At 47.0% G+C, this 25,166-nt stretch carries 23 protein-coding genes and 1 riboswitch; of the genes, 16 read left to right on the forward strand and 7 right to left on the reverse strand.

Going from position 1 to position 25,166, the window contains the following annotated elements:
* Positions 1 to 8 precede the first annotated feature (8 nt).
* The 11 genes from ACTQ34_RS05270 (at position 9) to ACTQ34_RS05320 (ending at position 11,472) form a co-directional block, all read left to right on the forward strand.
* Positions 9 to 443 carry a PTS sugar transporter subunit IIA gene (locus ACTQ34_RS05270; RefSeq protein ID WP_441362838.1) on the forward strand — a complete coding sequence of 145 codons (435 nt, stop codon included), beginning with the start codon at positions 9 to 11 and terminating at the stop codon, positions 441 to 443.
* Between the two features lie 31 nt (positions 444 to 474).
* Entirely contained in the window at positions 475 to 762 is a 288-nt protein-coding gene (locus ACTQ34_RS05275) for a PTS sugar transporter subunit IIB (protein WP_373162944.1), read from the forward strand.
* Positions 763 to 785: 23 nt separating this feature from the next.
* Positions 786 to 2,060, forward strand: coding sequence for a PTS ascorbate transporter subunit IIC (locus tag ACTQ34_RS05280; protein ID WP_441362839.1), 1,275 nt, complete (start codon positions 786 to 788; stop codon positions 2,058 to 2,060).
* A gap of 45 nt (positions 2,061 to 2,105) precedes the next feature.
* Positions 2,106 to 2,849, forward strand: coding sequence for an SIS domain-containing protein (locus tag ACTQ34_RS05285; RefSeq protein WP_441362840.1), 744 nt, complete (start codon positions 2,106 to 2,108; stop codon positions 2,847 to 2,849).
* A gap of 269 nt (positions 2,850 to 3,118) precedes the next feature.
* Positions 3,119 to 3,562: an NfeD family protein gene (locus tag ACTQ34_RS05290; RefSeq protein ID WP_441362841.1), complete on the forward strand. Its 444-nt coding sequence runs from the start codon at positions 3,119 to 3,121 to the stop codon at positions 3,560 to 3,562.
* 26 nt (positions 3,563 to 3,588) lie between these two features.
* Positions 3,589 to 4,500 carry an SPFH domain-containing protein gene (locus ACTQ34_RS05295; protein WP_441362842.1) on the forward strand — a complete coding sequence of 304 codons (912 nt, stop codon included), beginning with the start codon at positions 3,589 to 3,591 and terminating at the stop codon, positions 4,498 to 4,500.
* A gap of 126 nt (positions 4,501 to 4,626) precedes the next feature.
* Positions 4,627 to 5,139: a hypothetical protein gene (locus ACTQ34_RS05300; RefSeq protein WP_441362843.1), complete on the forward strand. Its 513-nt coding sequence runs from the start codon at positions 4,627 to 4,629 to the stop codon at positions 5,137 to 5,139.
* 92 nt (positions 5,140 to 5,231) lie between these two features.
* Positions 5,232 to 7,166: an HlyD family efflux transporter periplasmic adaptor subunit gene (locus ACTQ34_RS05305; RefSeq protein ID WP_441362844.1), complete on the forward strand. Its 1,935-nt coding sequence runs from the start codon at positions 5,232 to 5,234 to the stop codon at positions 7,164 to 7,166.
* A 10-nt stretch (positions 7,167 to 7,176) separates the two neighbouring features.
* The gene (locus ACTQ34_RS05310) at positions 7,177 to 7,935 is read left to right on the forward strand and encodes an ABC transporter ATP-binding protein (protein ID WP_441362845.1); all 759 of its coding nucleotides are present in this window, start codon (positions 7,177 to 7,179) and stop codon (positions 7,933 to 7,935) included.
* A gap of 38 nt (positions 7,936 to 7,973) precedes the next feature.
* A complete protein-coding gene (locus ACTQ34_RS05315; protein ID WP_441362846.1) occupies positions 7,974 to 9,182 on the forward strand; it encodes an ABC transporter permease in 1,209 nt (402 codons plus the stop codon).
* Between the two features lie 16 nt (positions 9,183 to 9,198).
* Positions 9,199 to 11,472: an S-layer homology domain-containing protein gene (locus ACTQ34_RS05320; protein ID WP_441362847.1), complete on the forward strand. Its 2,274-nt coding sequence runs from the start codon at positions 9,199 to 9,201 to the stop codon at positions 11,470 to 11,472.
* Between the two features lie 183 nt (positions 11,473 to 11,655).
* On the opposite strand, the gene thiD is transcribed toward ACTQ34_RS05320, so the two are convergent.
* Together thiD and ACTQ34_RS05330 are read right to left on the reverse strand one after the other, a co-directional pair.
* Positions 11,656 to 12,438, reverse strand: coding sequence for a bifunctional hydroxymethylpyrimidine kinase/phosphomethylpyrimidine kinase (gene thiD / locus ACTQ34_RS05325; RefSeq protein ID WP_441362848.1), 783 nt, complete (start codon positions 12,436 to 12,438; stop codon positions 11,656 to 11,658).
* On the reverse strand, positions 12,435 to 13,334 hold the full coding sequence (locus ACTQ34_RS05330; RefSeq protein ID WP_441362875.1) for a radical SAM protein: 900 nt from the start codon (positions 13,332 to 13,334) through the stop codon (positions 12,435 to 12,437). The genes thiD and ACTQ34_RS05330 overlap by 4 nt, the downstream gene beginning before the upstream one ends.
* 111 nt (positions 13,335 to 13,445) lie before the next feature.
* Between ACTQ34_RS05330 and metF the strand changes: the two genes are divergently transcribed.
* From metF to ACTQ34_RS05345, 3 genes are read left to right on the forward strand one after another with little or no spacing between them, the layout of a single operon-like run.
* A complete protein-coding gene (gene metF / locus ACTQ34_RS05335) occupies positions 13,446 to 14,306 on the forward strand; it encodes a methylenetetrahydrofolate reductase [NAD(P)H] (RefSeq protein ID WP_441362849.1) in 861 nt (286 codons plus the stop codon).
* On the forward strand, positions 14,303 to 14,950 hold the full coding sequence (locus tag ACTQ34_RS05340) for a vitamin B12 dependent-methionine synthase activation domain-containing protein (protein WP_441362850.1): 648 nt from the start codon (positions 14,303 to 14,305) through the stop codon (positions 14,948 to 14,950). Before metF ends, ACTQ34_RS05340 begins: the two co-directional genes overlap by 4 nt.
* Before the next feature lie 2 nt (positions 14,951 to 14,952).
* Complete coding sequence (locus ACTQ34_RS05345) at positions 14,953 to 17,325, forward strand: homocysteine S-methyltransferase family protein (protein WP_441362851.1); 2,373 nt, start codon at positions 14,953 to 14,955, stop codon at positions 17,323 to 17,325.
* Between the two features lie 228 nt (positions 17,326 to 17,553).
* On the opposite strand, the gene ACTQ34_RS05350 is transcribed toward ACTQ34_RS05345, so the two are convergent.
* Both ACTQ34_RS05350 and ACTQ34_RS05355 read right to left on the reverse strand, forming a co-directional pair.
* A complete protein-coding gene (locus ACTQ34_RS05350; protein ID WP_441362852.1) occupies positions 17,554 to 18,552 on the reverse strand; it encodes a helix-turn-helix transcriptional regulator in 999 nt (332 codons plus the stop codon).
* Positions 18,545 to 19,069: an O-acetyl-ADP-ribose deacetylase gene (locus ACTQ34_RS05355; protein WP_441362853.1), complete on the reverse strand. Its 525-nt coding sequence runs from the start codon at positions 19,067 to 19,069 to the stop codon at positions 18,545 to 18,547. Before ACTQ34_RS05355 ends, ACTQ34_RS05350 begins: the two co-directional genes overlap by 8 nt.
* Positions 19,070 to 19,204: 135 nt before the next feature.
* Here ACTQ34_RS05355 and ACTQ34_RS05360 point away from each other — a divergent pair, with 135 nt between their 5' ends.
* Positions 19,205 to 20,227 (forward strand): tyrosine recombinase XerC, encoded by a 1,023-nt coding sequence (locus ACTQ34_RS05360; protein WP_441362854.1) that lies wholly within the window; start codon positions 19,205 to 19,207, stop codon positions 20,225 to 20,227.
* Positions 20,228 to 20,278: 51 nt separating this feature from the next.
* Here ACTQ34_RS05360 and dapB read toward each other — a convergent pair whose 3' ends face one another.
* Genes dapB through asd form a run of 3 tightly spaced genes read right to left on the reverse strand, consistent with a single transcriptional unit; the run spans position 20,279 to position 23,065 of the window.
* Positions 20,279 to 21,046: a 4-hydroxy-tetrahydrodipicolinate reductase gene (gene dapB, locus ACTQ34_RS05365; protein WP_441362855.1), complete on the reverse strand. Its 768-nt coding sequence runs from the start codon at positions 21,044 to 21,046 to the stop codon at positions 20,279 to 20,281.
* 31 nt (positions 21,047 to 21,077) lie between these two features.
* Entirely contained in the window at positions 21,078 to 21,968 is an 891-nt protein-coding gene (dapA, locus tag ACTQ34_RS05370) for a 4-hydroxy-tetrahydrodipicolinate synthase (RefSeq protein WP_441362856.1), read from the reverse strand.
* 14 nt (positions 21,969 to 21,982) lie between these two features.
* Entirely contained in the window at positions 21,983 to 23,065 is a 1,083-nt protein-coding gene (gene asd / locus ACTQ34_RS05375) for an aspartate-semialdehyde dehydrogenase (protein WP_441362857.1), read from the reverse strand.
* Positions 23,066 to 23,200: 135 nt separating this feature from the next.
* Positions 23,201 to 23,382: riboswitch (Lysine riboswitch) on the reverse strand.
* Between the two features lie 81 nt (positions 23,383 to 23,463).
* Here asd and ACTQ34_RS05380 point away from each other — a divergent pair.
* A complete protein-coding gene (locus ACTQ34_RS05380) occupies positions 23,464 to 25,158 on the forward strand; it encodes a SpoIID/LytB domain-containing protein (RefSeq protein WP_441362858.1) in 1,695 nt (564 codons plus the stop codon).
* Positions 25,159 to 25,166 lie beyond the last annotated feature (8 nt).

Raw genomic sequence — 25,166 nt, forward strand, 5'->3', positions numbered from 1 at the left:
AGAACCCTATGTCAGCCAACATATCTTTAGATAACATCCTAATTGGGCAATCAGCCTCCAACTGGCAGGAAGCAATACGTACTTCGGCAGCGCCTCTTGTCAAATGCCACTCTATCACGGAAGAGTATGTTCAGCAAATGATTCAAAGCGTCGAGAAATTCGGCCCCTACATTGTGTTAATGCCTGGTTTTGCTCTGGCGCATGCTTCACCGGGAGCCTCTGTGCTTCATTCAGATATTTCCATTGCCACTTTTGTCAAACCTGTTGATTTTGGCAGAGAAAACGGGCCTGTTTCGGTGGTTATGTGTCTGGCATGCACCGATCACACTTCTCACATCGACCGACTTCAAGGCATTGCCGAAACACTGATGGGCAGCGGCAGTGTTGAAAAAATTGCAGCCTGTAAAAATAAAGAAGAACTGTATTCTTTATTTCAGGAATAGACTAACTGTAGAACAAAGGGAGGTAAACTACATGAAAAAACCTAAAATTCAGGCCGTGTGCGGTTACGGCTGCGGATCTTCTCTCATGCTGCGCATGAACGTGGAAGCCATTGCCAAGAAAAACAATGTTGAAATCGAGGCATTCTGCGGAGACGTGGCAACTTGCTGCGCCAATGACTGCGATGTTATCTTCATCTCTAAGGAGCTCGCGCAGCGAATTGAGGGACGCGCTAAGGTGCCCGTTGTTGTTTTCAACAACTTCATGGATAAAAAAGAAGTTGAAGAAAAGACACTCGCGTATTTCCAGACACTTGAATAGTTGAATCGGGAAGGAAGGACATTATGGGAGTCTTAAATTTTATTATCAATGAGATTTTTGGCCAAGGTGCTATCTTTATTGCTTTGATTGCATGTATTGGACTAATCCTGCAAAAGAAATCTTTTTCTGAGATCATCCGAGGAACCGTGATGACTGCGGTTGATTTCTTTATCCTTTCTACCGGCACAGGGCTTATCACGGGCAGTTCTATCGACGGAATATCTACCGCTTTTAACACCATTATGCCACAAGCAGTAGAATCCAAAACAGTGGACATTGGCACGCTGTATGGTACTGAAATCGGCATTGTTATGATTGTAGCATTTGCAATCAATCTTCTGGTGGCTCGTTTTACACGTTGGAAATCTGTATTCCTGACCGGACACATGCTGTACTGGTTCCCGTATGTATTTATTGCGGCTGGTGTAGATGCCGGGCTCACCGGTGGCAAGCTGATTATTCTGGCTGCTGTATTCACAGCCGTATACATGGTGGTTTCGCCCAACCTCATGCGTCCCTTCGTCAAGGCGGTGACCGGGGATGATTCGTTCACGATTGGCCACCCCACTACCTGCTTGTCCGTTATTTCCGGTCTCCTCGGTAAGGTAGTTGGAAATAAGGATCACTCTACCGAGGATCTTAAGATTCCTGCATCTCTTGGATTTTTGAGAGAAATCTCCATCACCGGTTCCTTTGCTATTGCTGTTACATATATCGTCATGTATGGTCTTCTGGTGGCTAATGGTTATGATCCTGCACAGGTATGGGGATATGCGGATGGTACTACTGGTATCTTTACATATATTTTCACCCATGCTATTTACTTTGGTGTTGGTATTACCATTATGCTTCAGGGCGTGCGTATGTTGATTGCGGAGATTGTCCCTGCATTCAAGGGCATTGCAGACAAGTTTGTGCCCAATGCAATTCCGGCTCTTGATGTTCCTGTTATTTTCCCGTATGCGCCCAATGCACTGGTCATTGGATTTTTGGTTGCCATGGTCTCGTCCATTATTACCATTCTGCTCACTGCAGGTATGTTCCCAACCGTTGTTATTCCGCTGGTGTCTACATGTTTCTTTGAAATCGGATGTGCTGCCATTGTAGGTAATGCCACTGGCGGTATACGTGGATGTGTCATTGGTGCGGCAGTTTCCGGCGTTATCATGGTATTCCTGGTAGGCTTTGGTGCATACTTCTTTAACAATACCATTCAACAGTGGATGCTGGTATATGGCGGACAGGATTTCTCTTTGTGGGGAATGATCGAAGGACTGGTTGCACGCCTGCTCGTTTAAACCTGTCTTGTCCACAATACATGCGTAAACGAAAGGTGCGATACGATGGGTTTCAAGTACATAAAGCGTATCTACGAGCTTCTTGACATTATTGAGACGAAAGAAGCAGCAAATATGCAAAAGGCGGTTGATATGCTTTTCGATTGCATTCAACGCAAAGCCACCATTTATACTTTTGGTGCCAGCCATGCAGGTATCTTAAGTGAGGAATTGTACTATCGTGCTGGCGGATTAATGCTCTTCAATCCCATTTTTGGGAGAGAACTTATGCTGGATTCCAGCCCGATAACGCTGACCAGCCAGATGGAACGCTGCCATGGCTATGGGAACGCGCTTGCACAAAACAAAGCAGATTTCCACCCGGGTGATGTACTCATTGCACACTCTGTATCCGGGCGCAATCCTGTGGCCATAGAAATTGCGGCAGAAGCAAAAGAAAAGGGAACTTATGTAATCGCGGTTACAAATCTTTCCTACTCCAAGTCGGTTCCATCTCGCCATGCTTCCGGTAAAAGGCTATTCGAGCTGGCAGATATCATACTGGATAATCACGGTGATGTCGGTGATGCATGCGTGGAAATTAGCGGCATAGAGCAGAAGGTTTCGCCCACATCAACCGTAATTGGTGCGACAATGCTCAACTCGATTGTAGCAGAGCTGACCCAAAAGCTGGTGGATTCGGGAATGAAAAAGCCTCCGATATTTTATAGTGCAAATCTGGATGGCGGTGATGAACTGAATCAAAAGCTGTATCAGGAATATAAAGACGTTATTCGCTATAAATTTTGACAGAGGTAAAGATGCTTAGAGCAATTATGCCTTGCAAAATTTTGAGGGTGCCATGAAAGCAGCCTAACGCAGTACGGTGAATCTCCTTTGGGGGATTCACCGTTTTTGCAATTTGTAGTTCCGTATTATTGGTCTGATGCGACGGAAATTGTAGTGTTATGATGGGAGAATTATTAACAGGAATCGTGCATAGTTTGTCTGGTGATAATGGTTTTACTGTACAATTTGACAGGTTCATGCTATACTGTTTTCAAAGGAGGGATCAATAGATGCTGTTCGGAATTAACAGCCTTTATATCTGGATGGCTGTCATCATCATATGCGTTGCTGTGGAAGCTTTTACATTGGATTTATCTGCCATATGGTTTGCTGTTGGCGGCGTTGCCGCATTGATTGCAGCCAGCCTCTCGCTGGAAGTCTCCTCCCAACTGGTTATATTTGTTTTGTTTTCCGCGGCATTACTTGCATTGGTTCGTCCGTTTTGCCGAAAATTTTTAAAAACAAAAAATGAGCCCACTAATGCAGATCGTATCATTGGTGAAACAGCAATTGTAACAGAACAGATTGACAATGTTCATGAAACTGGTGCAGTTAAAATCTTGGGCTCAATCTGGACAGCGCGCAGCATTGATGATTCTATCATTGAGGAAGGCGTGGCAGTAAAAGTTGTTGCAATCCGTGGTGTAAAGGCCATGGTGCAAAAGGTAGGATAAGATTCTGTAGAGTAAAGGAGAATAGTATGCCGTATTTAATTTATGGACTTTGGATTGTTTTGGCGATTTTGCTGATTGCTTTCTTGGCAAGTAATATTGTGATTGTTCCGCAGGCAAAAGCATATATTGTAGAGCGCTTGGGAACCTATAAGTGCACATGGAATACCGGTCTGCACATCAAAGTACCGCTTTTTGAAAGGGTTGCCCGCAGAGTAACTTTGAAAGAGCAGGTTGTGGACTTCCCGCCGCAGCCGGTTATCACGAAAGATAATGTCACGATGCAGATTGATACAGTCGTATATTTTCAGATTACCGACCCCAAATTGTTCACGTACGGCATCGAAAGTCCGATGGCTGCAATCGAAAATTTGACAGCTACTACGCTTCGAAATATTATCGGCGATTTGGAACTGGACCAGACGCTGACCAGCCGTGATATCATCAATACTAAGATGCGCTCTATTTTGGATGAAGCGACGGATGCATGGGGTATCAAGGTAAATCGCGTGGAACTGAAAAATATCATTCCGCCGGCTGCGATTCAGGAATCTATGGAAAAGCAGATGAAAGCAGAGCGCGAGCGTCGTGAATCCATTCTGGTTGCGGAAGGCAAAAAGCAGTCCGCAATTCTGGTTGCGGAAGGTGAAAAGGAAGCAACCGTTCTTGCGGCGGAAGCCAATCGTTTGGCTAAGATAAAGGAGGCGGAAGGCGAAGCGGAAGCATTGTTGACCGTGCAAAAGGCGCTGGCAGACTCTATTGCAATGCTGAATGATGCCGCACCGTCTGAGCAGGTTATCAAGTTGAAATCGTTGGAAGCATTCAGCGCAGCGGCAGACGGCAAGTCCACCAAAATCATTATTCCCAGTGAAATTCAAGCTCTTGCTGGTTTGGCCACTTCGTTCAAAGAAGTTATTACAGATCCAAAAACAGAAAAGTGATAGGTTTACAGCCCGCCAGGTTTTGGCGGGCTGTTTCTGAATGGATTCTATGATTCCACTGCTTGCAACGTGTTATATCTTATGATAAACTATATTAGTTAAAATGTGCGTTGGAGGAACGGCGTAATGCATCAGCATGTGTTTGTAATCAATGGCAGCGGCGGTGTCGGAAAAGATACGATTTGTGAAATGGCAGCTGCTTTTTGGAAGGTGAAAAACATATCCTCGATCACTCCGATTCTTCAAGTAGCACGTTCAGCAGGATGGGATGGGATTAAAACGCCGGAAGCTAGACGTTTTTTGTCCCAGCTCAAGGAAATATGCACAGAATTTAATGATCTGCCATTCCGGTATTGTATGGAGCAATATCAGGATTTCGTGCAAAGTGATGCGGAAATCTTATTTGTTCACATTCGGGAGCCGGAAGCAATTATGCGCTTCCGCGAAGCGGTCAGTGGGGACTGCAAGACTGTTTTGGTGCAAAGACCAGTGCTGGAACAGACCCGTGGTACTCTGGGAAACCGATCGGATGATGGTGTCAAAAATTATACATATGATGGCATTTTCGTCAATGACGGTGCATTGGAGGAATTACCGGAAAAGGTGTATTCTTTTTTCAAATGCTTTATGGAATCATAGATGGTTGCCGAAAAGGGCAGATGTTGAATAGGAACTCTGTGCAAAATTTCCATGTGTACAATTTAGGATAGAGAAAAGAAAGGAACACTGTTATGAGCGAAGAAAATAAGCAGAAGTCTCAGCCGGTTTCAAAAGGCGGTGCGCATGTCGCCAAACCAGGCGGTAAGGTAGCGGCCCCGTCAACAGAGAGTAAGGCAGAAGGAGAAAACCCAGCTGTACCGAAGCGTAATAAATATGCTGATAAGATGAATAAAAAGAAAAGTCGTCTTAGCAGAGGGGTGCGTATTGGTATTGGTATAGCAGCAATCGTTTTGCTGCTTGCTGCCGGCATCTTTTTGGTATGGAAAACCCGCAATACAGGTACTGAATTGCAAGGGGAAACAACAGCTGAGGCCACCCGTGGCATGTTGGAAACCTATATTGAGGGCAGCGGTGTCACGGCAGCAAAAAAACGTGAGGAGCTTGGCCGAGATTTAAAAGGTAAGGTAACCGACGTTCTGGTTGAAGTGGGCGATGAGGTCAAGAAGGGTGATAAACTGATTGTGGTGAATCCGACGGAAACCCGTCAGGAATTAGAAACCGCACAGAATGAATTGGCAGAGGCCCAACGTTCGGTCACCGCTGCGCAGTCCGAGGTGACACAGGCTCAAAATACATTAAATGCTGCGCAGAAGAAGCTGAGCAAATTGAATGTTACTGCGCCGTTTACCGGTAAAATTATCCCCGTGTCGGATTCTGAAGGGAATACGACAACATATCGTGTTGGTCAGCAGATCAGCGAAGGGGAGGTCATCGGCCATATGGTGGACGACAGTAAGATGACTCTTTCGCTGTACTTCAGCTCTGCATATATGAATGATATTCAAAGCGGACAGTCTGCTACTGTCTCTATTCCTTCTGCGATGAGTGAAATATCCGGCACGGTTTCTTCTGTAGAAAAATCTGAAAAAATTTCTGCAGACGGCGTTAAGATGTTCCGTGTTGTAGTTTCTATGCAGAATCCGGGAACCTTGACCAAAGGCATGGTGGCGACGGCAACAATTTCTGCCGGCAATGCGGGAACGGTATATCCTGCGGAATCCGGTACGCTGGAGTATAGCCGGGAAGAAGCTGTCACTGCACAAGTCAGCGGTGAGATCAGTGCGGTCAATGGAATTGATTATTACAGCTATAGCAGTGGCGCCACAATTATGCGCCTGACCAGTGACTCGGCGCAAGATGAAGTGAAAAGTGCACAAAACGGTGTTACCACAGCGAAAAACGGTGTTACTACAGCGCAGAAGCTGGTTAAGGATAAGCAGGATCGGATTACAGAGCTGAAAAAATTGATTCAAAATGCTACGATTGAATCGCCTATTGACGGTGTTGTGGTCAGTGTTAATGCGGTAGCGGATCAAGATGTAAGTGGCACGGATGCATTGATAGTAGTGGCAGATCTCAATGATATTGTTGTCAACGCCGATATTCTGTCGACGGATGTAGGTGCTGTGCAGCCTGGTCAATCGGCAACGATGAGCATGTCTAATTATGATGGTTCTCAGTTAACTTTGACCGGTACAGTGGATTCTGTCGCACTGGAACCGACACAGGACAGCAGCGGTGGTGGACAGGGCAGTATGCCGACTTTCCGTGCCGTTATTGCAATCGACCCCATTGAAGGGCAATCTATTTACAGCGGTATGATGGTGGACTTTAAAATCACAACGGCATCGTCCATGGATTGTCTCATGGTACCGTCGCGTGCCATTGTAAATACAGACAGCGGCACTGCGGTTTTTGCCAAGCCTCTTACTGATGAAAACGGTGAAGAAATTCCGTTTAGCGAAACTTTGCCGATTCCGGAGGGAACAGAGGGTATACCTGAAGGCTTTGTACTAGTGCCGGTAGAGGTAGGTATTGCGGATTCTACTAATACGGAAATCCTTTGGGGTATTGACGAGGGAACTACGGTGTTCCTTGCAGGGCCGCAGGATATGTATGCTGATATGAATATGGAGTCCGGCGGCGCTGTTATGGCCGTTGGGTAAGGAGGGCGCTATGTTTTGGAAAAAAGCGCCTCAGCCGGATGTTGCAGAGCAGGGAGCGGCAGCAATTGATCTGTTGATCGATGTTCGGCAAATGAGTAAAATTTATAATGAAGGTCGGGAAAATGAAGTCCGCGCTTTGGATAATATTTCGTTGAAGGTGAAATGGGGAGAATTTCTCTGTATCTTGGGACAATCCGGCTCAGGAAAATCGACTTTGATGAATATTCTGGGATGCTTGGATATTCCGACTTATGGTACATATTATTTAAATGGTCAAGCGGTCAGTGATATGAAACCATCTGTGCTTTCCGGTATTCGAAACCGGGAAATCGGTTTCATCTTTCAAGGTTTCAATTTAATTCCAGCACTTACTGCTCTGGAAAACGTTGAGTTACCTCTGATTTATCGCGGTATGAGCAGAGAAGAACGCAGACAATTGGCCACTGATGCACTCATTTCTGTTGGTCTGGAAAAGCGAATGGATCATCGACCGGGAGAAATGTCTGGCGGACAGCAACAGCGCGTTGCTATTGCACGTGCGGTTGCGGCCAATCCACCTATTATCATGGCTGACGAGCCGACAGGCAACTTGGATTCTGCATCGGGTCTGGAAATCATGCGTCAGCTTTCTACATTAAATGCGCAGGGAACATCGATTATCCTGATTACACATGATAATCATCTGGCACAAATGGCAAAGCGGATTGTCACAATTCAAGATGGACATATCATTTCCGATGCTCCCTCGAAAGGAGGATTGGATGTATGAATTGGCTTCAAACCGTCCGAATGGCGTTTAAGTCTATTATGAATAACAAGGTTCGCTCCATTTTGACGATGCTCGGTATTATTATCGGCGTGGCTTCAGTTATTGCGATTGTTGCTTATATCCAAGGCGGTACTAAATTGCAGCGTTTGCAATATGAAGCGATGGGTGTGAACCGTATTGATGTATATGGCTATGGGGCCAAAAGCCGGGACTGGCAGGACTTTGAAGAGTATCTGGATACAGATCTTGCAGATAAAGTGGTTGCATGGTCACCGCAAAGCCAATATTATGATTGGCAGAGCGATGGTATCCAATATCGTCGCCAAAAGCTGACCAACGAAAATGGTATGACTTATATGTATTTTGGCAATCAGGATTATGGAGAGGTTACAAGCCGGAGCATTTCCATCGGACGTGACCTTTCCAAAGACGATTGCGAAAGCAGGGCACGTGTCTGTGTTATCGGTGAAACGCTGCAAAAATATTTTTTCGGAGCCATGAGCCCGCTGGGACAAAAACTGAGAATCGGCGGTAAAAGCTTTGAAGTGATAGGCGTCTATGCCGGAAAGTATGAAGGAAAACTTAACACAGAAGACCAGTTGATTGTATTCCCCTACACATTGCAGAACAGCATGATGAGCATGAGCGGCATGTCGGATAAGCAATATGTTATTAAGGCGGCGAGTAAGGATGATATCTCAGAATTGACGGATACTCTGCTGCCTGGTTTTATGCAGGGCCGCTGCGAGTCCAACGGAGGATATTTCAGTGCATATTCAAACAGCCAGTGGCAGGAACAGTCTGAGGCTTCAGCGAATATGTTTGCGCTGCTTGGCGGCGGTATCGCCGGCATTTCTCTGCTGGTAGGCGGCATTGGTATCATGAACATTATGCTGGTTTCTGTGACGGAACGAACGCGGGAAATTGGCATTCGTATGGCAATTGGCGCACGAAAGCGCGATATTATTGGACAATTCTTGGTGGAAGCGGCAGTTGTGTCATGCTTTGGCGGCATTATTGGCATTGTGTTGGGATGCTTTTTATCCGCTATTTTGGGTAATCTGCTATTGATGCAGCAGATGTCAAGCAGTTATATGCCTACCATAGAACAGTTTACGGTTTTACCGTCATTCGGATTGATCCTTGGCGCGTTTTTGTTTTCTGCATTGATAGGTATCATTTTCGGGCTTTATCCTGCGAATAAAGCTTCTAATTTGCAGCCGGTTGATGCGCTGCGTACGCAATAAAGCGAGGTGAGCGACCTTGAAAAGAAAAATTATAAGCATTCTTTTGGTTATTTTATTTGTTTTTTCTCCTGTGTCTGCTGCATTCACTGATATTTCTGATGGCAAACTGGCGCAGACAGCTTCTGTCCTTGATGCACTTGGCATCATGCAGGGGGTAGGTAATAATCGTTTTGACCCAGACAGTTCACTGACACGTGCTCAGTTCTGCAAACTAGCGGTGACTGCAATGGGCTTTTCGGATGTCAGCGCTTATGGCAGTTATACAATTTTTCCGGATGTAAAAAAAACACACTGGGCAGCGCAGTATATCAATGCTGCGGTTCGGCATCCGGACCTGAAGGAGCAGGCAATCATCCGTGGATATGCGGATGGTACGTTTGGACCGGATAAAATTGTAACTTATGGTGAAGTGTGCACTATGTTGCTGCGCATGCTTGGATACAAGGAAGCCGATGTCGGACCGTTCTGGCCTGACGATTATATTGCGCGTGCGCGGTCGCTTGGATTGACCAAAGGTGTGTCATTATCGGATGATAAGGCATCGGTGAAGCGATCGGATGCAGCGATCATGCTGCTTAACACATTAGGAGCAGAGGTAAAAGGAAATGACGGTGGCCTGCTGCTGGAGCGTGTTGCTTCTGCAACGATCAAGGACAGTATTTTACTGGAAACCAGTGATACAGACAGTTCGCTTGCAGCAAATGAGGCTATTTTCTATGAAGGTGGGGCGGTGAGTGAAACACCGAGAAAAACCGCGGGAACCTTAGATAAGAGCATGATTGGTGTATGTGGCACGATTGTGATCAGTAAGGAAGGCGAAAAGGCTGCTGTAGGAATCATCCCCAATAGTAATAAGGTGGAAACGTATTCGGTAACCGATGTATCGGCCAATGGCATTGAAACCGATCTGCAAACCTTACACCCCAATCGAGACACCAATGTGTATGTGTCCAGAGAAGGCAGAAAGCTGGGAACATTTGCAGAAATGTGGTCTACGATTCAAGTAGGGGACACCTTGAATTGCTACTATAATGAGTATGGTTCTCTGGAATTGATGGCCGTTCTGCCTCGTGTATCCGCATCCGGCGGCAACTCGTTTGTCTATGGCGTTGCTACTTCTGTGAATATCCCGGATGAATATCAAATTGTTAAGAACGGAACCGTAGTTGATCGAACCAGATTAAAAAAATACGATGTGATTACGTTGGATACGGTGAACAAGCAAGCGCTTGTCTCGGATATGAAACTCAGCGGTCAATATCAAAATGGTACGCCTACGTTTAGCTATCCCCAAACGGTTACCATGTACGGAAAAAATTATTCTATTTCAGATGGCGCAGCGGCGACTTTTGCAAACATTAAACTGAAGGATTACATTACGCTTTTGTTTGATACGGAAGGAAATGTTGTAGCAGCCTATCCGAAACGTGATGTAAGTGCAGATATGCAGGGCATTGTTACAAATGTTAAGGATGGTGCCACGGCAACTGTTGCGTTGTTTAATGGCCTTACATTACGGGATATTGCTGTCGATGCTGATGAACTAAGCAGCATGCTTGGCCGTGCAGTTGTGGTTGCGCAATCCTCTGATGGCAAGGCATCTTTGAGTGTTAAATCTCTCAGCGGTAAAGTATCTGGTGCATGGTCGATTGCTGACGGCAAGTTGGGCGACCGTACGGTTTCTTCTAATGTTAAGGTGTATGAAGAAGTCTTGACCGGTGCACCACTGAACGCAATTAAAACTTCAGATATTGTGTCAGCAACAGTGGCTTCCAGTCAAATTCGCTATACGGTTACGGATAGTGCTGGTACCGTGACGAATATCATACTTGGTGATGTTACGGGCGAAAGTTGGATGTATGGCATTGCCAATGGCGAAAACCGTGTAGATGATGATTCGAAAACATATTTTGTCAGACTGAAATATTGGGATGGTTCTGGCAGTGCTGAAGAAGTTTATCGAGTGCTGGCACTGGACGGGGTATCAAGTGGTGTTCCGGTTGGCATACCAAAAGGCTACTCCATAAACGAAAATGTGGTAAACTCTTCGCTTGCAACGCAGAAGCTGGAATTGATAGATACGGTTGATCTTGCAGCATTTGACGGTTCATCCGGTGTGAGAACAAAGGATGGGTATTATGCATTGGCGAGCAATGTTGGCGTGTATGTTTCTGCGCGGAACGAGTTTGTGTCTTTGCAAAACGCAAGGGCTAACTATACTTCTTTCCGACTGTATGCAAACAAGTCTGCTGAAGATGGCGGTAAGATTCGTATAATTCTTGCCTCTTAAGGACAGCGGAAGAGACGCCGCAGAACGAAAGAGTTCTGCGGCGCCATACCAACGTATATTCTGAATGTGGTCACTTGTGTGCCAAACGGTGCGGCCACAGATTTTTGGATAAAAAGATACAACGAAAAAGTCCGGCGTTAGCCGGACTTTTTTTATAGCGCGTTGGTTACGAACGTATGAATATTATTCCCATTTTACTTTGTGCTGTAAGGGACCGGAGCCGTGTCCCAAATCAAGGCCATATTGGATACAAGCGGTCAGATAACGTTTTGCACGTTTAACGCTGCCAGTCAGTGAGATACCTTGTGCCAGTCCGCAGGCGATAGCAGATGAAAGTGTACAGCCTGTACCATGGGTGTTGGGATTGTTAATACGGGTAGCCGGAAGCCAATGCATTTGGTCCTCAGCGAATAATAGGTCATCTGCACAATCTGATAAATGCCCGCCTTTGACAAGCACTGCACTGCTTGTTTTTTCTGCAATTTGCCTCGCAGCCTGTTCCATCTGCACTTTTGTTGAGATATAAGAGCCGGAAAGCGCTGCCGCTTCCGCTAAATTGGGTGTGATAAGTGTGCAAAGCGGAAATATTTCCTCGATAAGAGCCTTCGCGGCATCTGGTCGAAGAAGATTATGACCGCTAGAGGACATCATGACAGGATCAAGAACGATATTCTGTGCATGATGTGCATGCAGTCGTTTCGCGGTTGCGTGAATGATTTCTGCATTATAGAGCATGCCCAACTTGACTGCATCCGGACGTATATCGTCAAATACACAGTCAATCTGCTTCTCTACTAAAGAAGCGGAAATTGGCTGCATTCCGAAAACTCCGGTGGTGTTTTGGGCAATCACAACTGTTATCACGCTCATTCCAAAAAGACCGTGCGCTTCAATCGTTTTCAGATCTGCTTGAATTCCTGCGCCGCCGGTCGGATCGGTTCCGGCAATCGAAAGAACGGTTTTCATGATTTACAATCCTCCAATCCAAAGCCGTCAAATGCGGGAATAAAACTTTTACTAATAGATTCTGAATGCTGGAAGAAACCACCCAGCCCAAGAGAGCGAAACAGTTCACAGGCATCTGCGTATTCGCTGTCTGTAATAGTTCGGTTTAGTTCGGGCCAATCCTGCATGTCAAAGGGCGTATATTGACGCATCAGACTCACCAATGCGGTATCGCCAAAACGGGTGGCGATGTCTCGTAGTACTTGTGCAGTGTCGTTGGAAAGGCCCGGCAGCATTAGATGACGAATAATCGTTCCCCGGATTAATAGTCCGTTATCGTCAAACTGTGGTGCGCCTGTTTGACGAAGCATTTCAGTGATGGCTGCAACCGCAATCTCACGATAATCCTCGGCATGAGAATAGCGGGAAGCATAATAGCTGCTGTAATATTTATAGTCGGGCAAATAGATGTCTACATATCCTTCCAGTAGACGAAGTGTTTCCGAGCATTCGTAGCCGCTGGAATTATATACGACGGGAAGATGTAGTCCTCTGCTGCGGGCAAGCGATAATGCTTGGATGATTTGCGGCACATAATGCACGCCGGTCACGAGATTGATGTTGTGCGCGCCCTGTTGCGCGAGGGATAGAAAGGTTTGTGCCAACTCTTCGGAGGAGAGTGGCTTTCCAAAACCATCTCGCCGACTGATCCCACGGTTTTGGCAGAACACACATCCGAGAGAGCAGTGTGAAAAAAATACTGTACCGGAACCGTGTTCGCCGGAAATTGGTGGTTCTTCCCATAGGTGCAGACTGGCGCGCGCGGCTTCGATCTGGTCGTTGGCACCGCATAGGCCGCGTGTTCGCGTGCGATCCGCACCGCATGCACGTGGACACAATTTGCAGTTTTTCAGCATACCCGTCAATTTTATCCCTCCGTTTAAATTTATTATAGCGTATTTAAGTCTGGAAATAAAGGTAGGAATTGTGATATACTAATTGAAAAAGCAATGCAGGAGATATGCGCTATGAAGATTTCAGATATTTTGAAGCAAGATAAAGTCACGCTGTCATTTGAAGTATTCCCGCCAAAGACAAGCAGCAGCTATGAATCGGTTGCACGAGCAACGCAGGAAATTGCAGCGCTGCACCCGGATTTTATGAGCGTTACTTATGGCGCCGGCGGTGGTACCAGTGAACATACGGTTCAGATTGCGGCAGATCTTCATGCGCAATATGGCGTGAATGTACTTACACATTTGACATGTGTCTCATCTACAAGGCAGCATGTATCCGCTATGCTGGAGAAGTTCAAGCAGCATGGCATAGAAAATGTGCTTGCGCTGCGCGGTGATATTCCGGCAGGTGGGGCACCGGAAAATGAGTATCATTATGCTGCAGAGTTGGTGCGGGATATCAAATCACAGGGAGACTTTTGCGTTGGCGGCGCATGTTATCCCGAAGGACATGTGGAAGCAGCCAACAAAACGGAGGATATTCTGCATTTGAAGGAAAAAGTGGATGCTGGATGCGAGTTTCTGACCACACAGATGTTTTTTGACAACAATATTCTGTATAATTTTCTGTATCGCATTCGTGAAAAAGGGATTACCGTGCCGGTCATTGCAGGAATCATGCCGGTAACCAATGTCAAGCAGATTAAGCGTATCACTTCGATGTCGGGAACCTATCTGCCCGAACGCTTCAAGGCAATCGTTGATCGCTTCGGTGAGAATCCGGAGGCGATGAAGCAGGCCGGTGTCATTTATGCAACCGAGCAGATTATCGATCTGATTGCAAATGGTGTTAATCATATTCATGTCTATTCGATGAACAAGCCGGAAGTTGCAGCTGGTATTCAGGCCAGTCTGTCGGAGATACTCAAATGATTGAATTTGAACGCAGCGAAGCACTGCGATACTTGGGATATCGCAATAATGTGCAGCCGGATGAGGCTGTGCAGCAGAGCCTTGACCGATGTGCAGAGGAGCTACAGAACGTGGTAGCACCCAAATCGGTTTTTCAGGCGTTTCCACTGGATCATCCAGTGGAAGGCACACTCAAATTAGCAGATATATTTATTCGCAGTAAAAACCTATCCCGTACGCTTAAAGGCTGTACCAGTGTTTATTTGATGGCAGCAACGCTGGGGATTGGTGTGGATCGTTTAATTTCTCGTGCTAGTGCGGTGCGGATGAGCGATGCGGTCATATATCAGGCGGTTGCGGCAGCTATGATCGAGGCCTATTGTGATGAGGTCAATGACACATTGCGGCAGGAAGCGGAGCGGGTCGGGTTGTATTGCCGCCCGCGTTTCAGTCCTGGATATGGGGATTTCCAAATTGAACATCAGCGGGATTTTAGCCGTCTGCTGGACACACCAAGAAAAATAGGGTTAACGGTTACCGAAAGCTGTTTGCTCGTGCCGATTAAGTCTGTAACGGCAGTGATTGGTCTGTCTAATTCACGACAGCCCTGTCATCGAAAAGGTTGCGAGGAATGTGAAAAAAACGATTGTGCGTTTAGGAGATAACGATGAATATAAAAGAAAAGCTGGGCCGGGAATGGCTATTTTTTGACGGCGGTACCGGCACAATTTTGCAAGAACATGGTCTTGCTGCGGGAGAATTACCGGAAACATGGAATTTGACGCATCCTGAGGAGATTGTGGCGTTGCACTGCGGCTATTTGGAGGCCGGAAGTGATATTATCAATACCAACACCTTTGGTGCCAATGCGCTGAAATATCCGGATAATTTACGGGAGATTGTGGAAGCAGCTGTTCTGCATGCCAAAAAAGCGCGGGCATTGTCTGGTCGGAGTGATGCTTTCATTGCGCTTGATATTGGACCGACTGGCCGCCTCCTTCAGCCGATGGGAGATTTGCCTTTCGAGCGTGCAGTCGAGCTGTTTGGTGAAGTGATCCGCATCGGTGCGGCAGCGGGGGCAGATCTGGTCCTGATTGAGACCATGAGCGACAGCTATGAGGCGAAAGCCGCTGTGCTGGCAGCCAAGGAGAACTGTGACCTTCCGATATTCGTCACAATGATTTTTGATGAAAATGGTAAGATGCTGACCGGCGGCACAGTGGACTCGGTGGTGGCGATGCTGGAGGGCTTGCGTGTAGATGCACTGGGCGTCAACTGCGGGTTGGGACCGGAGCAGATGAAGCCGATCGTGCAGCGATTGACGCAGGTTAGCTCGTTGCCGATTATTGTCAATCCGAATGCTGGTTTGCCGCGCAGTGAGAATGGAAAAACCGTTTTTGATATTGACGCGGATACATTTGCACAACTTATGGCAGAAATCGCGGATATGGGTGTACAGGTGTTAGGCGGCTGCTGCGGTACGACGCCCGATCATATTCATCGCATGATCGCGAATTGCAAAAACAAACCTATAATGCCGGTTGTTCAGAAGCATCGTTCGGTTGTTTCATCCTTTTCGCAGGCAGTAGAGATCGGGAAAAAGCCAGTGATTATCGGTGAACGGATCAACCCAACGGGCAAGAGCAAATTCAAAGCGGCCTTGCGCGACAATAACATTGAATATATTCTGACTGAAGGTCTCACACAGGAAGACAGCGGCGCACATATTTTGGACGTAAATGTCGGTCTTCCTGAAATTGATGAGCCGAAGATGATGGAGTCGGTCGTGTCTCGCCTGCAAAGTGTGCTGGCACTCCCGTTGCAAATCGATACCTCCAATACGGAAGCGATGGAGCGTGGGATGCGGTTGTATAATGGCAAACCCATGATTAATTCGGTTAGCGGTAAAATGGAGAGCATGCGGGCTGTATTTCCGTTGGTACAGAAATATGGAGGTGTGGTTGTAGGACTGGCACTGGATGAGAACGGCATTCCGGACACAGCGGAAGGTCGGGTGCAAATCGCCCGAAAAATTTATGAAACAGCGGAAGTATACGGTATTTCGCGTGATGATATTGTAATTGATGGGCTTGCGATGACGATTTCGTCAGATAGCAGATCGGCACTTGTCACGCTGGAAACTTTGCGACGGATTCGAGATGAGTTGGGCGGGCATACCATCTTAGGTGTATCCAATATTTCTTTTGGCTTACCGCAGAGAGAGATTATCAACGCTAATTTCTTTACTATGGCACTGCAAAACGGGTTGTCCTGCGCAATTATCAATCCCAACGCAGAAACAATGATGCGCTCCTATCGTGCATTTCTTGCGCTGACCAATCAGGACACACAGTGCAGCGAGTATATTGCAGCCTATGGCAATCAGCCGGCAGCAGTGCTGCAAGGTACATCAACTGGCGCAGATATGACGCTGGGCGAAAGCATAGAGAGGGGATTGAGCGAGCGCGCTGCACAGGCGACTCGTGAGGCGCTCGTACAAACCGAACCGCTGGAAATTGTCAATACTGAACTGATACCGGCGTTGGATCGCGTTGGCAAGGGCTTTGAAAAAGGAACGATTTTTCTCCCTCAGTTATTGATGAGTGCAGAGGCGGCAAAAGCCGCATTCGAGGTAGTGAAAGACGCGATGCGTGGCGCGCCGCAGCAGACTCGTGGAAAGATTATTCTTGCAACGGTAAAGGGTGATATTCATGATATCGGCAAGAATATTGTAAAGGTGTTGCTGGAAAACTACGGTTATCAAGTGATTGACCTCGGGAAGGATGTCGATCCTGCGTTGATTGTGCATACAGCAAAACAAGAGAACATTCAACTGGTAGGGTTGAGCGCATTGATGACAACTACTGTTGTCAGCATGGAGCAGACTATTCGATTGCTCCGGGCGGAAAAGCCGGATACAAAAATTGTAGTCGGCGGTGCCGTGTTGACACAGGAATATGCAGATTCTATTGGCGCAGATTGTTATGCACGCGATGCAATGGCAACTGTTCACTTTGCCGAACAGGTATTTGGGGCATAAAAAAGCAGGGCTGTGGGATTTCCCACAGCCCTGCTGTATATTTGTTTCATGCGGCAGAGGCAAGTTCGCTGAGCGCTTCCTGCTTATTATCGGCGGAAAACAGAAACTCGCCGTTTTCATCATATACCTCAATATGTCCGTTTACATATTCCATCGAGCAGTTCATTTGCGGTTCTCCTTTCCTTTGATGTACATAGTATATCAAAGGAAAAGTACAATAAAACGGATTTAATCAAGGAGTTGTTTTAACTGTTGCTGAAACTGCTGACGCACATCTTGCGGTTCCATGATTTGTACGCCGCCTCCTAAACCAAAAACCCAGGAGAAGAAATGGGGGCTGACAGCAACCGTGACATTGACTGCAAAATATCCATCCTCTAAGGGTTGCACCATGAGTCCTGCGCCGAATCGATCACGTAGTACGCCAATAAACCGGTTTTCACATCGCAGACGCACAATTTTTTCTTCACCAGAAAACATGCCGAAAATCTTACGGGAATAGTCTGCCGGATTGAACCGGTCGTGGAAAAGGCTCTGGCCTTCGCGTGGTTGTTCGGTCAATGCGATGTGCTCCATTTTGTCTACCCGATAGTGGCGGATGGAGTTTGAAGTCGCTTCATAGGCAATCATGTAATAGTTTTCATCATCCCAGGTCAATGCCCATGGGCTGACTTGATATCGTGCACCATCATGACGATATCGCTTCTGGATTCTATCCTGCACGCTGAAATTAAGCACCCATTCAAAATACTGGAAGGTAATCTGCACACCGGCTGATATGGCGGCATGAAGTGTATCAATGTTATAATAAATACTCTCGTTCATGGTTTTGATACGGTCGGCAATATAGACCTGGCGCTGCAAAACACGTGCTTGCGGTTCGCTGGCAAGAGATTCGATTTTGTGAATTAATTCATCGGATTTTTTTTGCGTAATAAATCGCGAGCACTGGATAGCATCAACCAACAACTTGAGTTCCGGCAGTTCAAAATCTCGAGAGGCAACATAGTAACCACCTCCGGGGCCACGCTGCAAAATGATGTCTAGTCCAAAATCTTGCAGAGCTGCGATATCTGAATAGATGCTTTTACGCTCCGCTTCGATGCCACAACATGCCAGCGCACGCAGAATATCGTCCATGTTTAGTTTGTGGTTTTCATCGGTTTTTTGCAGCAAGATTTGATGTAAATAGAGAAGTTTCAGCTTTTGATGCGGATTTTTAGCCATGCTGCTGCTCCGTTTCCTCAAGTGCTTGTTGATATGCAGCCAAAGTAGTGGTATCAAAACAAACCATGGTTACACAGGTGATTTCATTATGTGCTTGCAGATATTCGAGTATGGTAGCGATGGCGATACATGCTGCTCGATGCAATGGAAAATGGTAAACGCCAGTACTGATCGATGGGAATGCAACGGTTTTGCAGCCCAGTATAGAGGCTTGTATGAGAGAATTACGGTAGCAGGATGCTAATAGCTGATCTTCGTTTACCGCACCGCCGCGCCAGATTGGGCCCGGTGTGTGAATGACATATCGACAGGGAAGACGGTATGCTTTGGTGGCTTTTGCTTCGCCTGTAGGACAACCACCCAGCGTACGGCATTCTGCCAAAAGTTCCGGTCCAGCGGCCTGATGAATTGCGCCATCTACACCGCCGCCACCGAGCAGGGACGTGTTTGCAGCGTTTACAATAGCATCGGTTTGGCATTTGGTGATATCGCCTTGGATGATGTGCAGCCGTTCCATTTTGCAAACCTTCTTTCTGTGTGAGTTATTGGACTTATTATACGTCTTGCATAGAGAAAATGCAAGTTTGACGGTTTGAAATCAATAGGCTATAATTAATATACATAAGAGTAAAAAGACTAGGGAGGCACCGCGATGGAAAAACCAATGTCGCAATATGCTACGGATGCACCGCGTGTACTTAAGGATTTTTTGACCTATATTTCGACAATACAAGGAAAGTCAGCCAAAACAGCACATGAGTATTATCTGGATTTGCGGTTATTCTTTCGCGTGCTAAAGCACAATAAGGGACTTGTTCCGAAAGATATGCCGCTCGAACAAATTTCAATTGAAGATATTGATATACCTTTTTTAGAGCAGGTAACGTTATCGGATGCTTACGATTATTTGGAGTATATGTCTGGTGAACGGCCAACACAGCAGAACAGTGCTTTTACTGAGTATGGGCTGAGTGGAACGTCTCGAGCACGCAAAGTGTCTGCAATTCGCGCTTTTTTTCGTTATCTGACAGATAAACGGCATGTGCTCGAGCATAATCCGGTCAGCAATTTGGAATCTCCGACGATTCGCAAAACGCTGCCGGTTTATTTAACGACGGATGACAGTATCCGATTACTGGAATCTGTGCAAGGGGAGTACGCAGAACGGGATTTCTGTATTTTGACTCTATTTCTGAATTGTGGCTTGCGAGTTTCTGAGTTGGTTGGACTGAATTTAACGGATTTCCAAGGGGACACGGTGCGGGTGCTGGGCAAGGGAAACAAGGAGCGCACGGTTTATCTCAATGATGCCTGTAAGCTGGCGCTGGAACGCTATTTGCCCAAGCGGCTTACCCCACATGAGCGTGATAAAAATGCGTTGTTTATCAGCAGAAACCGCAATCGTATCAATGTGCAGACGGTGAAATGGTTGGTTAAAAAGCATTTGGGAGAGGCTGGACTGGATACGCAGAAATATTCCGCGCATAAACTGCGGCATACTGCTGCGACGCTGATGTATCAAAATGGTGTGGATATCCGCACACTGCAAAATATTCTGGGACATACCAGTGTCAATACCACAATGATTTACACCCATATTGAAGACAGCAATCTGCGAGAAGCAGCTGCCAAGAATCCGTTGGCAACGGTGAAACCGCAGGAGAGCAAACAATAGATAATAAAACAAACAGGCTGCACTGCTAAAGCAGTGCAGCCTGTTTGTTTGTCAGTTGCTGTGAGATGCAATAACATCGCTCATATCATATATGCCAGGCTGTTTACAGCTGGCCATAAAGGCAGCGGCATCCACAGCCCCAACCGCAAACACTTCGCGGGAGAGCGCGGTGTGCTTGATTTCGATGATTTCGTCGCGTCCGCAGAACAGAACGCTATGCTCACCAACGATTGTGCCGCCCCGGATAGCGGAAATTCCGATCTCATGCGCCGGGCGCTTTGCGCGGCGCTCATGACGATCGTAGACATATTCTGCATCATAAGGGAGTGCATCAGCTACTGCGTCGGCCAGCATAAGCGCTGTGCCGGATGGCGCATCTAACTTTTGATTATGATGTTTCTCGATAATTTCCACATCGTAGTTTTCGCCGAGTACGGATGCGGATTTACGGAGCAGTTCCATCATCAGGTTGATACCAATGGACATATTGCCTGAACGGAATACCGGAAACTTTGCAGATGCTGCTCGAATATTCTGAAGTTGCTCCGTTGAGTGTCCGGTCGTGCAGATAACAATCGGCGTATTGTGCTGCTCGCAATAGGCCAATAAATGCTCTGTGCTTGAAGCGTTGGAAAAATCAATGATGACATCGCATTTGCCCGGGAACTCGAACGGATCGGCATAAACCGGAAATTCGGCATGTTTCTCCGTGTTGATATCAAAGCCGGCAACGATTTCCATATCCTTTTTATTTGCTACAATATCGCTAATGACGCGGCCCATCCGACCATTGCAGCCGGAAAGTGCAATTTTTAACATCTTTTTAAAACTCCTTTATGGAATCAGCGGCTCAGATTTTGCAGCCTGCAGCGGCCAGTTCCTGACGAATCAGTGCAATGTGCTCTTCGGTTGGCTCAACAAGCGGCAATCGCAGCGCGCCGACATCCCAACCGAGAATTTCCATTGCCTTTTTAACCGGAATAGGATTCACCTCACAGAACAGCGCGTCGATCAAATTATGATATGCAAATTGCATCTTTGCTGCTTCCGGATAGCGGTTTTGCAGGCAGAGCTGCGTTAAGTCGTGTGTTTCTTGGGGTGCAACATTGGAAAGTACGGAGATGACACCCTTTCCGCCAAGAGCCATGAGCGGTACGATCTGGTCGTCGTTGCCGGACCAGACATTAAGCTCATCGCCGCATTTAGCCATTGTAGAAGCAATGAGGCTGAAGTTGCCGGACGCAGCTTTCAGACCATTGATGTTTGGGTGCTTGGATAATTCGTGCAGCGTATCCGCAGTGAAGCAGACTCCGGTGCGGCTGGGAACATTATACAGAATGATCGGTAAATCACAGCTATCTGCAATTGCGGTATAGTGTGCAATCAGACCGCGCTGAGTGGTCTTATTATAATATGGGGTTACCGAAAGACCACCGTCTGCACCGCATTCTTTTGCGAATTTTGTCAGCTGAATTGCATAGTCAGTGTCATTCGAACCAACCCCTGCAATTACGGGAATACGGTGGTTGACATATTCACAGCACCATGCAACTACTTCGCGGTGCTCTTTGTCATGCAGGGTAGAGGATTCGCCAGTTGTGCCGCAAACAATAATCGCATCTGTACCGTGCTCAATTTGGTAGTCAATAATGCGACCAAACTCTTCATAGTTTACTTCGCCGGTAGACTTGAACGGCGTAATAATAGCAACGCCGGCACCGGTAAAAACAGGATTCTTCATAAAAGCTGCCTCCTTTAGCGATCCATATAGCCTTCGGCACACAGCAATTCCGCCATCAGGACGGCACCGCCGGCCGCGCCGCGCAGCGTGTTGTGCGACAGGCTGACAAACTTGTAATCATACAGGGCATCTTCGCGCAGGCGACCAATCGAAATGCCCATGCCGCCTTCCAAATCGCGGTCGAGCTTGGTCTGTGGGCGGTTATCTTCTTCAAAATAGGTCAGAAAATGCTCAGGCGCTGAGGGAAGATTTAATTCCTGTGCACGGCCCTTATAGCTGCGCCAGCGCGCGATCATCTCATCCTTGGATGGTTTGTTCTTGAATTTCACAAATGCTGCCGCCATGTGGCCGTCAGAGCAGGCAACGCGCAGACATTGGGAAGTAATGACAGGGGAGGTAGCCGGTTCGATATGGTCGCCTTCAATATGGCCCCAAACCTTCATCGGCTCTTTTTCGCTCTTTTCCTCTTCTCCGCCAATGTAGGGAATGACGTTATCCACCATTTCCGGCCAAGTATCAAAGGTCTTGCCCGCGCCGGAAATCGCCTGATAGGTGCAAACGGCGACTTCGGTTGGTTCAAAGTCCAACAGTGCAGACAGCGCCGGCACATAGCTCTGGATAGAGCAGTTAGATTTGACGGCAATAAAACCACGTTTGGTGCCAAGACGCTTGCGCTGTGCCGGAATGATTTTAGCGTGATCGGCATTAATCTCCGGGATAATCATAGGTACGTCAGGCGTCATGCGATTTGCGGAATTGTTAGAGCAAACCGGGCATTCCAGCTTTGCATATTTTTCTTCCAGAGCGCGAATTTCATCCTTCTTCATATCTACAGCACAGAAAATGAAGTCAACTTTGGACGCGATTTCTTCAGCATCGGCTGTTGCGTCGTACATAACCATATCTCTGTACTTTTCCGGCATGGGAACAGCCATCTTCCATCGGCCCTCACAGGCTTCGGCATAGGTTTTACCACGGTTGCGTGCAGAAGCGGCGAGTGCTACCACTTCAAACCAAGGATGGTTTTCCAAAAGAAGCGAAAAACGCTGTCCAACCATACCTGTTGCACCGACGATGCCTACCTTGTAGTGATTCATTTTCATCAAATCCTTCCAAAAGATTTACTAACAAATTGATTATTTTCCATACTGGGGGAAACAAAGAAAAATACCGGTTGAAAAACCGGTATGATCTATACTATAATAGAAAGAGTGGACAGGCCACAGCTTTCTAAACAGAATAGCTCTCCACCGGCATTTCTGCTGATGACAGACGCAGGGATATTCTCCGGAACGTCCAGCACAGCCTTGCCGCAACAAGAACCGGCTTCGGCGGAAGACCCTTTCTCGGCTGCTTAACGGGTTTACGGACCCTCCCAGACGATACTGATGAAAACCGCGCCTCTATCTGCGAAAACATACTTTTCGTTCTTATTGTAAGGTAAGGCAATTTATTTGTCAATAGAACGCACAAAAAATTAGAAGGAGTTGAAATAATGAAAAGGATCGTTTCCTTGCTGCTTTGTATTATCATATCGTTTGGAGGCCTATGTGTGGTTCCGGCCTCTGCGGTGGATACTAATGTTATACTGCGTGTTGGTTTGACAATCAGCGGTGCAAGCAGCTTTGCAGACCCTAAACTGGAAAATGTATCTGGAGAGCCAACTGGTTATACACTCGGACAAATGCAGGGTACCACTTTTTCCGGCAGTACGTCGATTTCCTCTTCCCAGCTGACAATTCAGTTGGTAAATGATGCTTTTCAGGTGAGTGATACTGCAACCGGAAAAGTACTGTATACATCGCAGCAGGGGGCGGATCATCTGGCAATTCGTCCGAACAGTGCATTGACCTGGTTTAAGGGTTATAAATGGAATGGCGACTTTGTATATCGTCGTGCTTCCGGCAACAACCTTACAGTTATAAATTATGTCGGCTTGGAAGATTATGTGAAGGGTGTTTTACCGTACGAAATCAGTGCAGATTGGCCGGCAGAAGCGCAGAAAGCACAGGCGGTGTGTGCACGTTCCTTCGCGCTTGGCACGCATAAGCATACGAGTGCTGGATATGATTTGTGCAACACCACGAACTGCCAGATGTATCTTGGTACAAATCTTGCTACAGCGGAATCCGATGCTGCGGTAGAAGCAACACGTGGTGAGTATTTGTCGTATGACGGTGAACTGGTCATCGGTTATTTCTTCTCTTCGGATGGCGGTGCCACAGAGGATGCGGCCAATGTTTGGGGAGGCGACTACCCTTATCTGCAAGGCAAGGTTGATCCCTATGAAACCTATGACAGCTCTTGGAGCGTAACCTTGACAGCTGCAGAGGTGCGTCAGAAGCTGCTGAATGCGGGCTATACGATTGGTACGGTGGCCAATGTTGCAGTAACGAAACGCACGGATACTGACAACGTGAATGAGGTTACAGTAACTGATACGGATGGGAAAAAGGTGACCATTCAGCGTGACAGTGTGCGCACGGTTTTTGGATTGAACAGTATTCGCTATACCATCAAGCCAAATACGACCCAGTCAGCTTCCGCGGCCCTGCCGAAAAGCACAAGTCTGAAAATCAGTCCGTCTACGCATAAGGTGACGTTGGATGGAAAATCTGTAGCACCGCAAGGCTATAACATTGAGGACAACAATTATTACAAGCTGCGCGATATTGCTTACATATTGAACGGTACAGACAGTCAGTTTAATATAACATGGGATTCTGAAAACAGCCGTATCGTGTTGACCAGTGGCAAGTCATATCAGGCAGTAGGCGGCGAGATGACCGATTCGGTGTCTTCGCAGATCACAAGCTGTATGCCGTCAAGTGCGACGATTGTGCTGGATGGGAAAACAGTGTCTCTGACAGGCTATCTGGTCAATGGTAATAATTATTATAAATTGCGTGATGTAGGTAGTGTATTAGGTTTTGGTGTAGACTATGATACGGACAAGCAGACCGTTGTGATCGATTCGAATTCGTCTGCATCAGAGGACCCGGAGGGTCCGGCAGTCCCGGATCCGACCCCGGAACCTACGGTTCCGCCTGTCAGCTATACTTTTACCGGCTCGGGCTGGGGACATAGTGTTGGTATGAGCCAGTGGGGCGCATATGCGATGGCGAAGCAAGGCTTTACCTACGAAGAAATTCTGAAATTTTATTATACCGGTATTTCGATTGCCGGTTGACAAACCTA

The sequence above is a fragment of the Agathobaculum sp. LCP25S3_E8 genome (assembly GCF_052117165.1).
GTDB lineage: Bacteria > Bacillota > Clostridia > Oscillospirales > Butyricicoccaceae > Agathobaculum.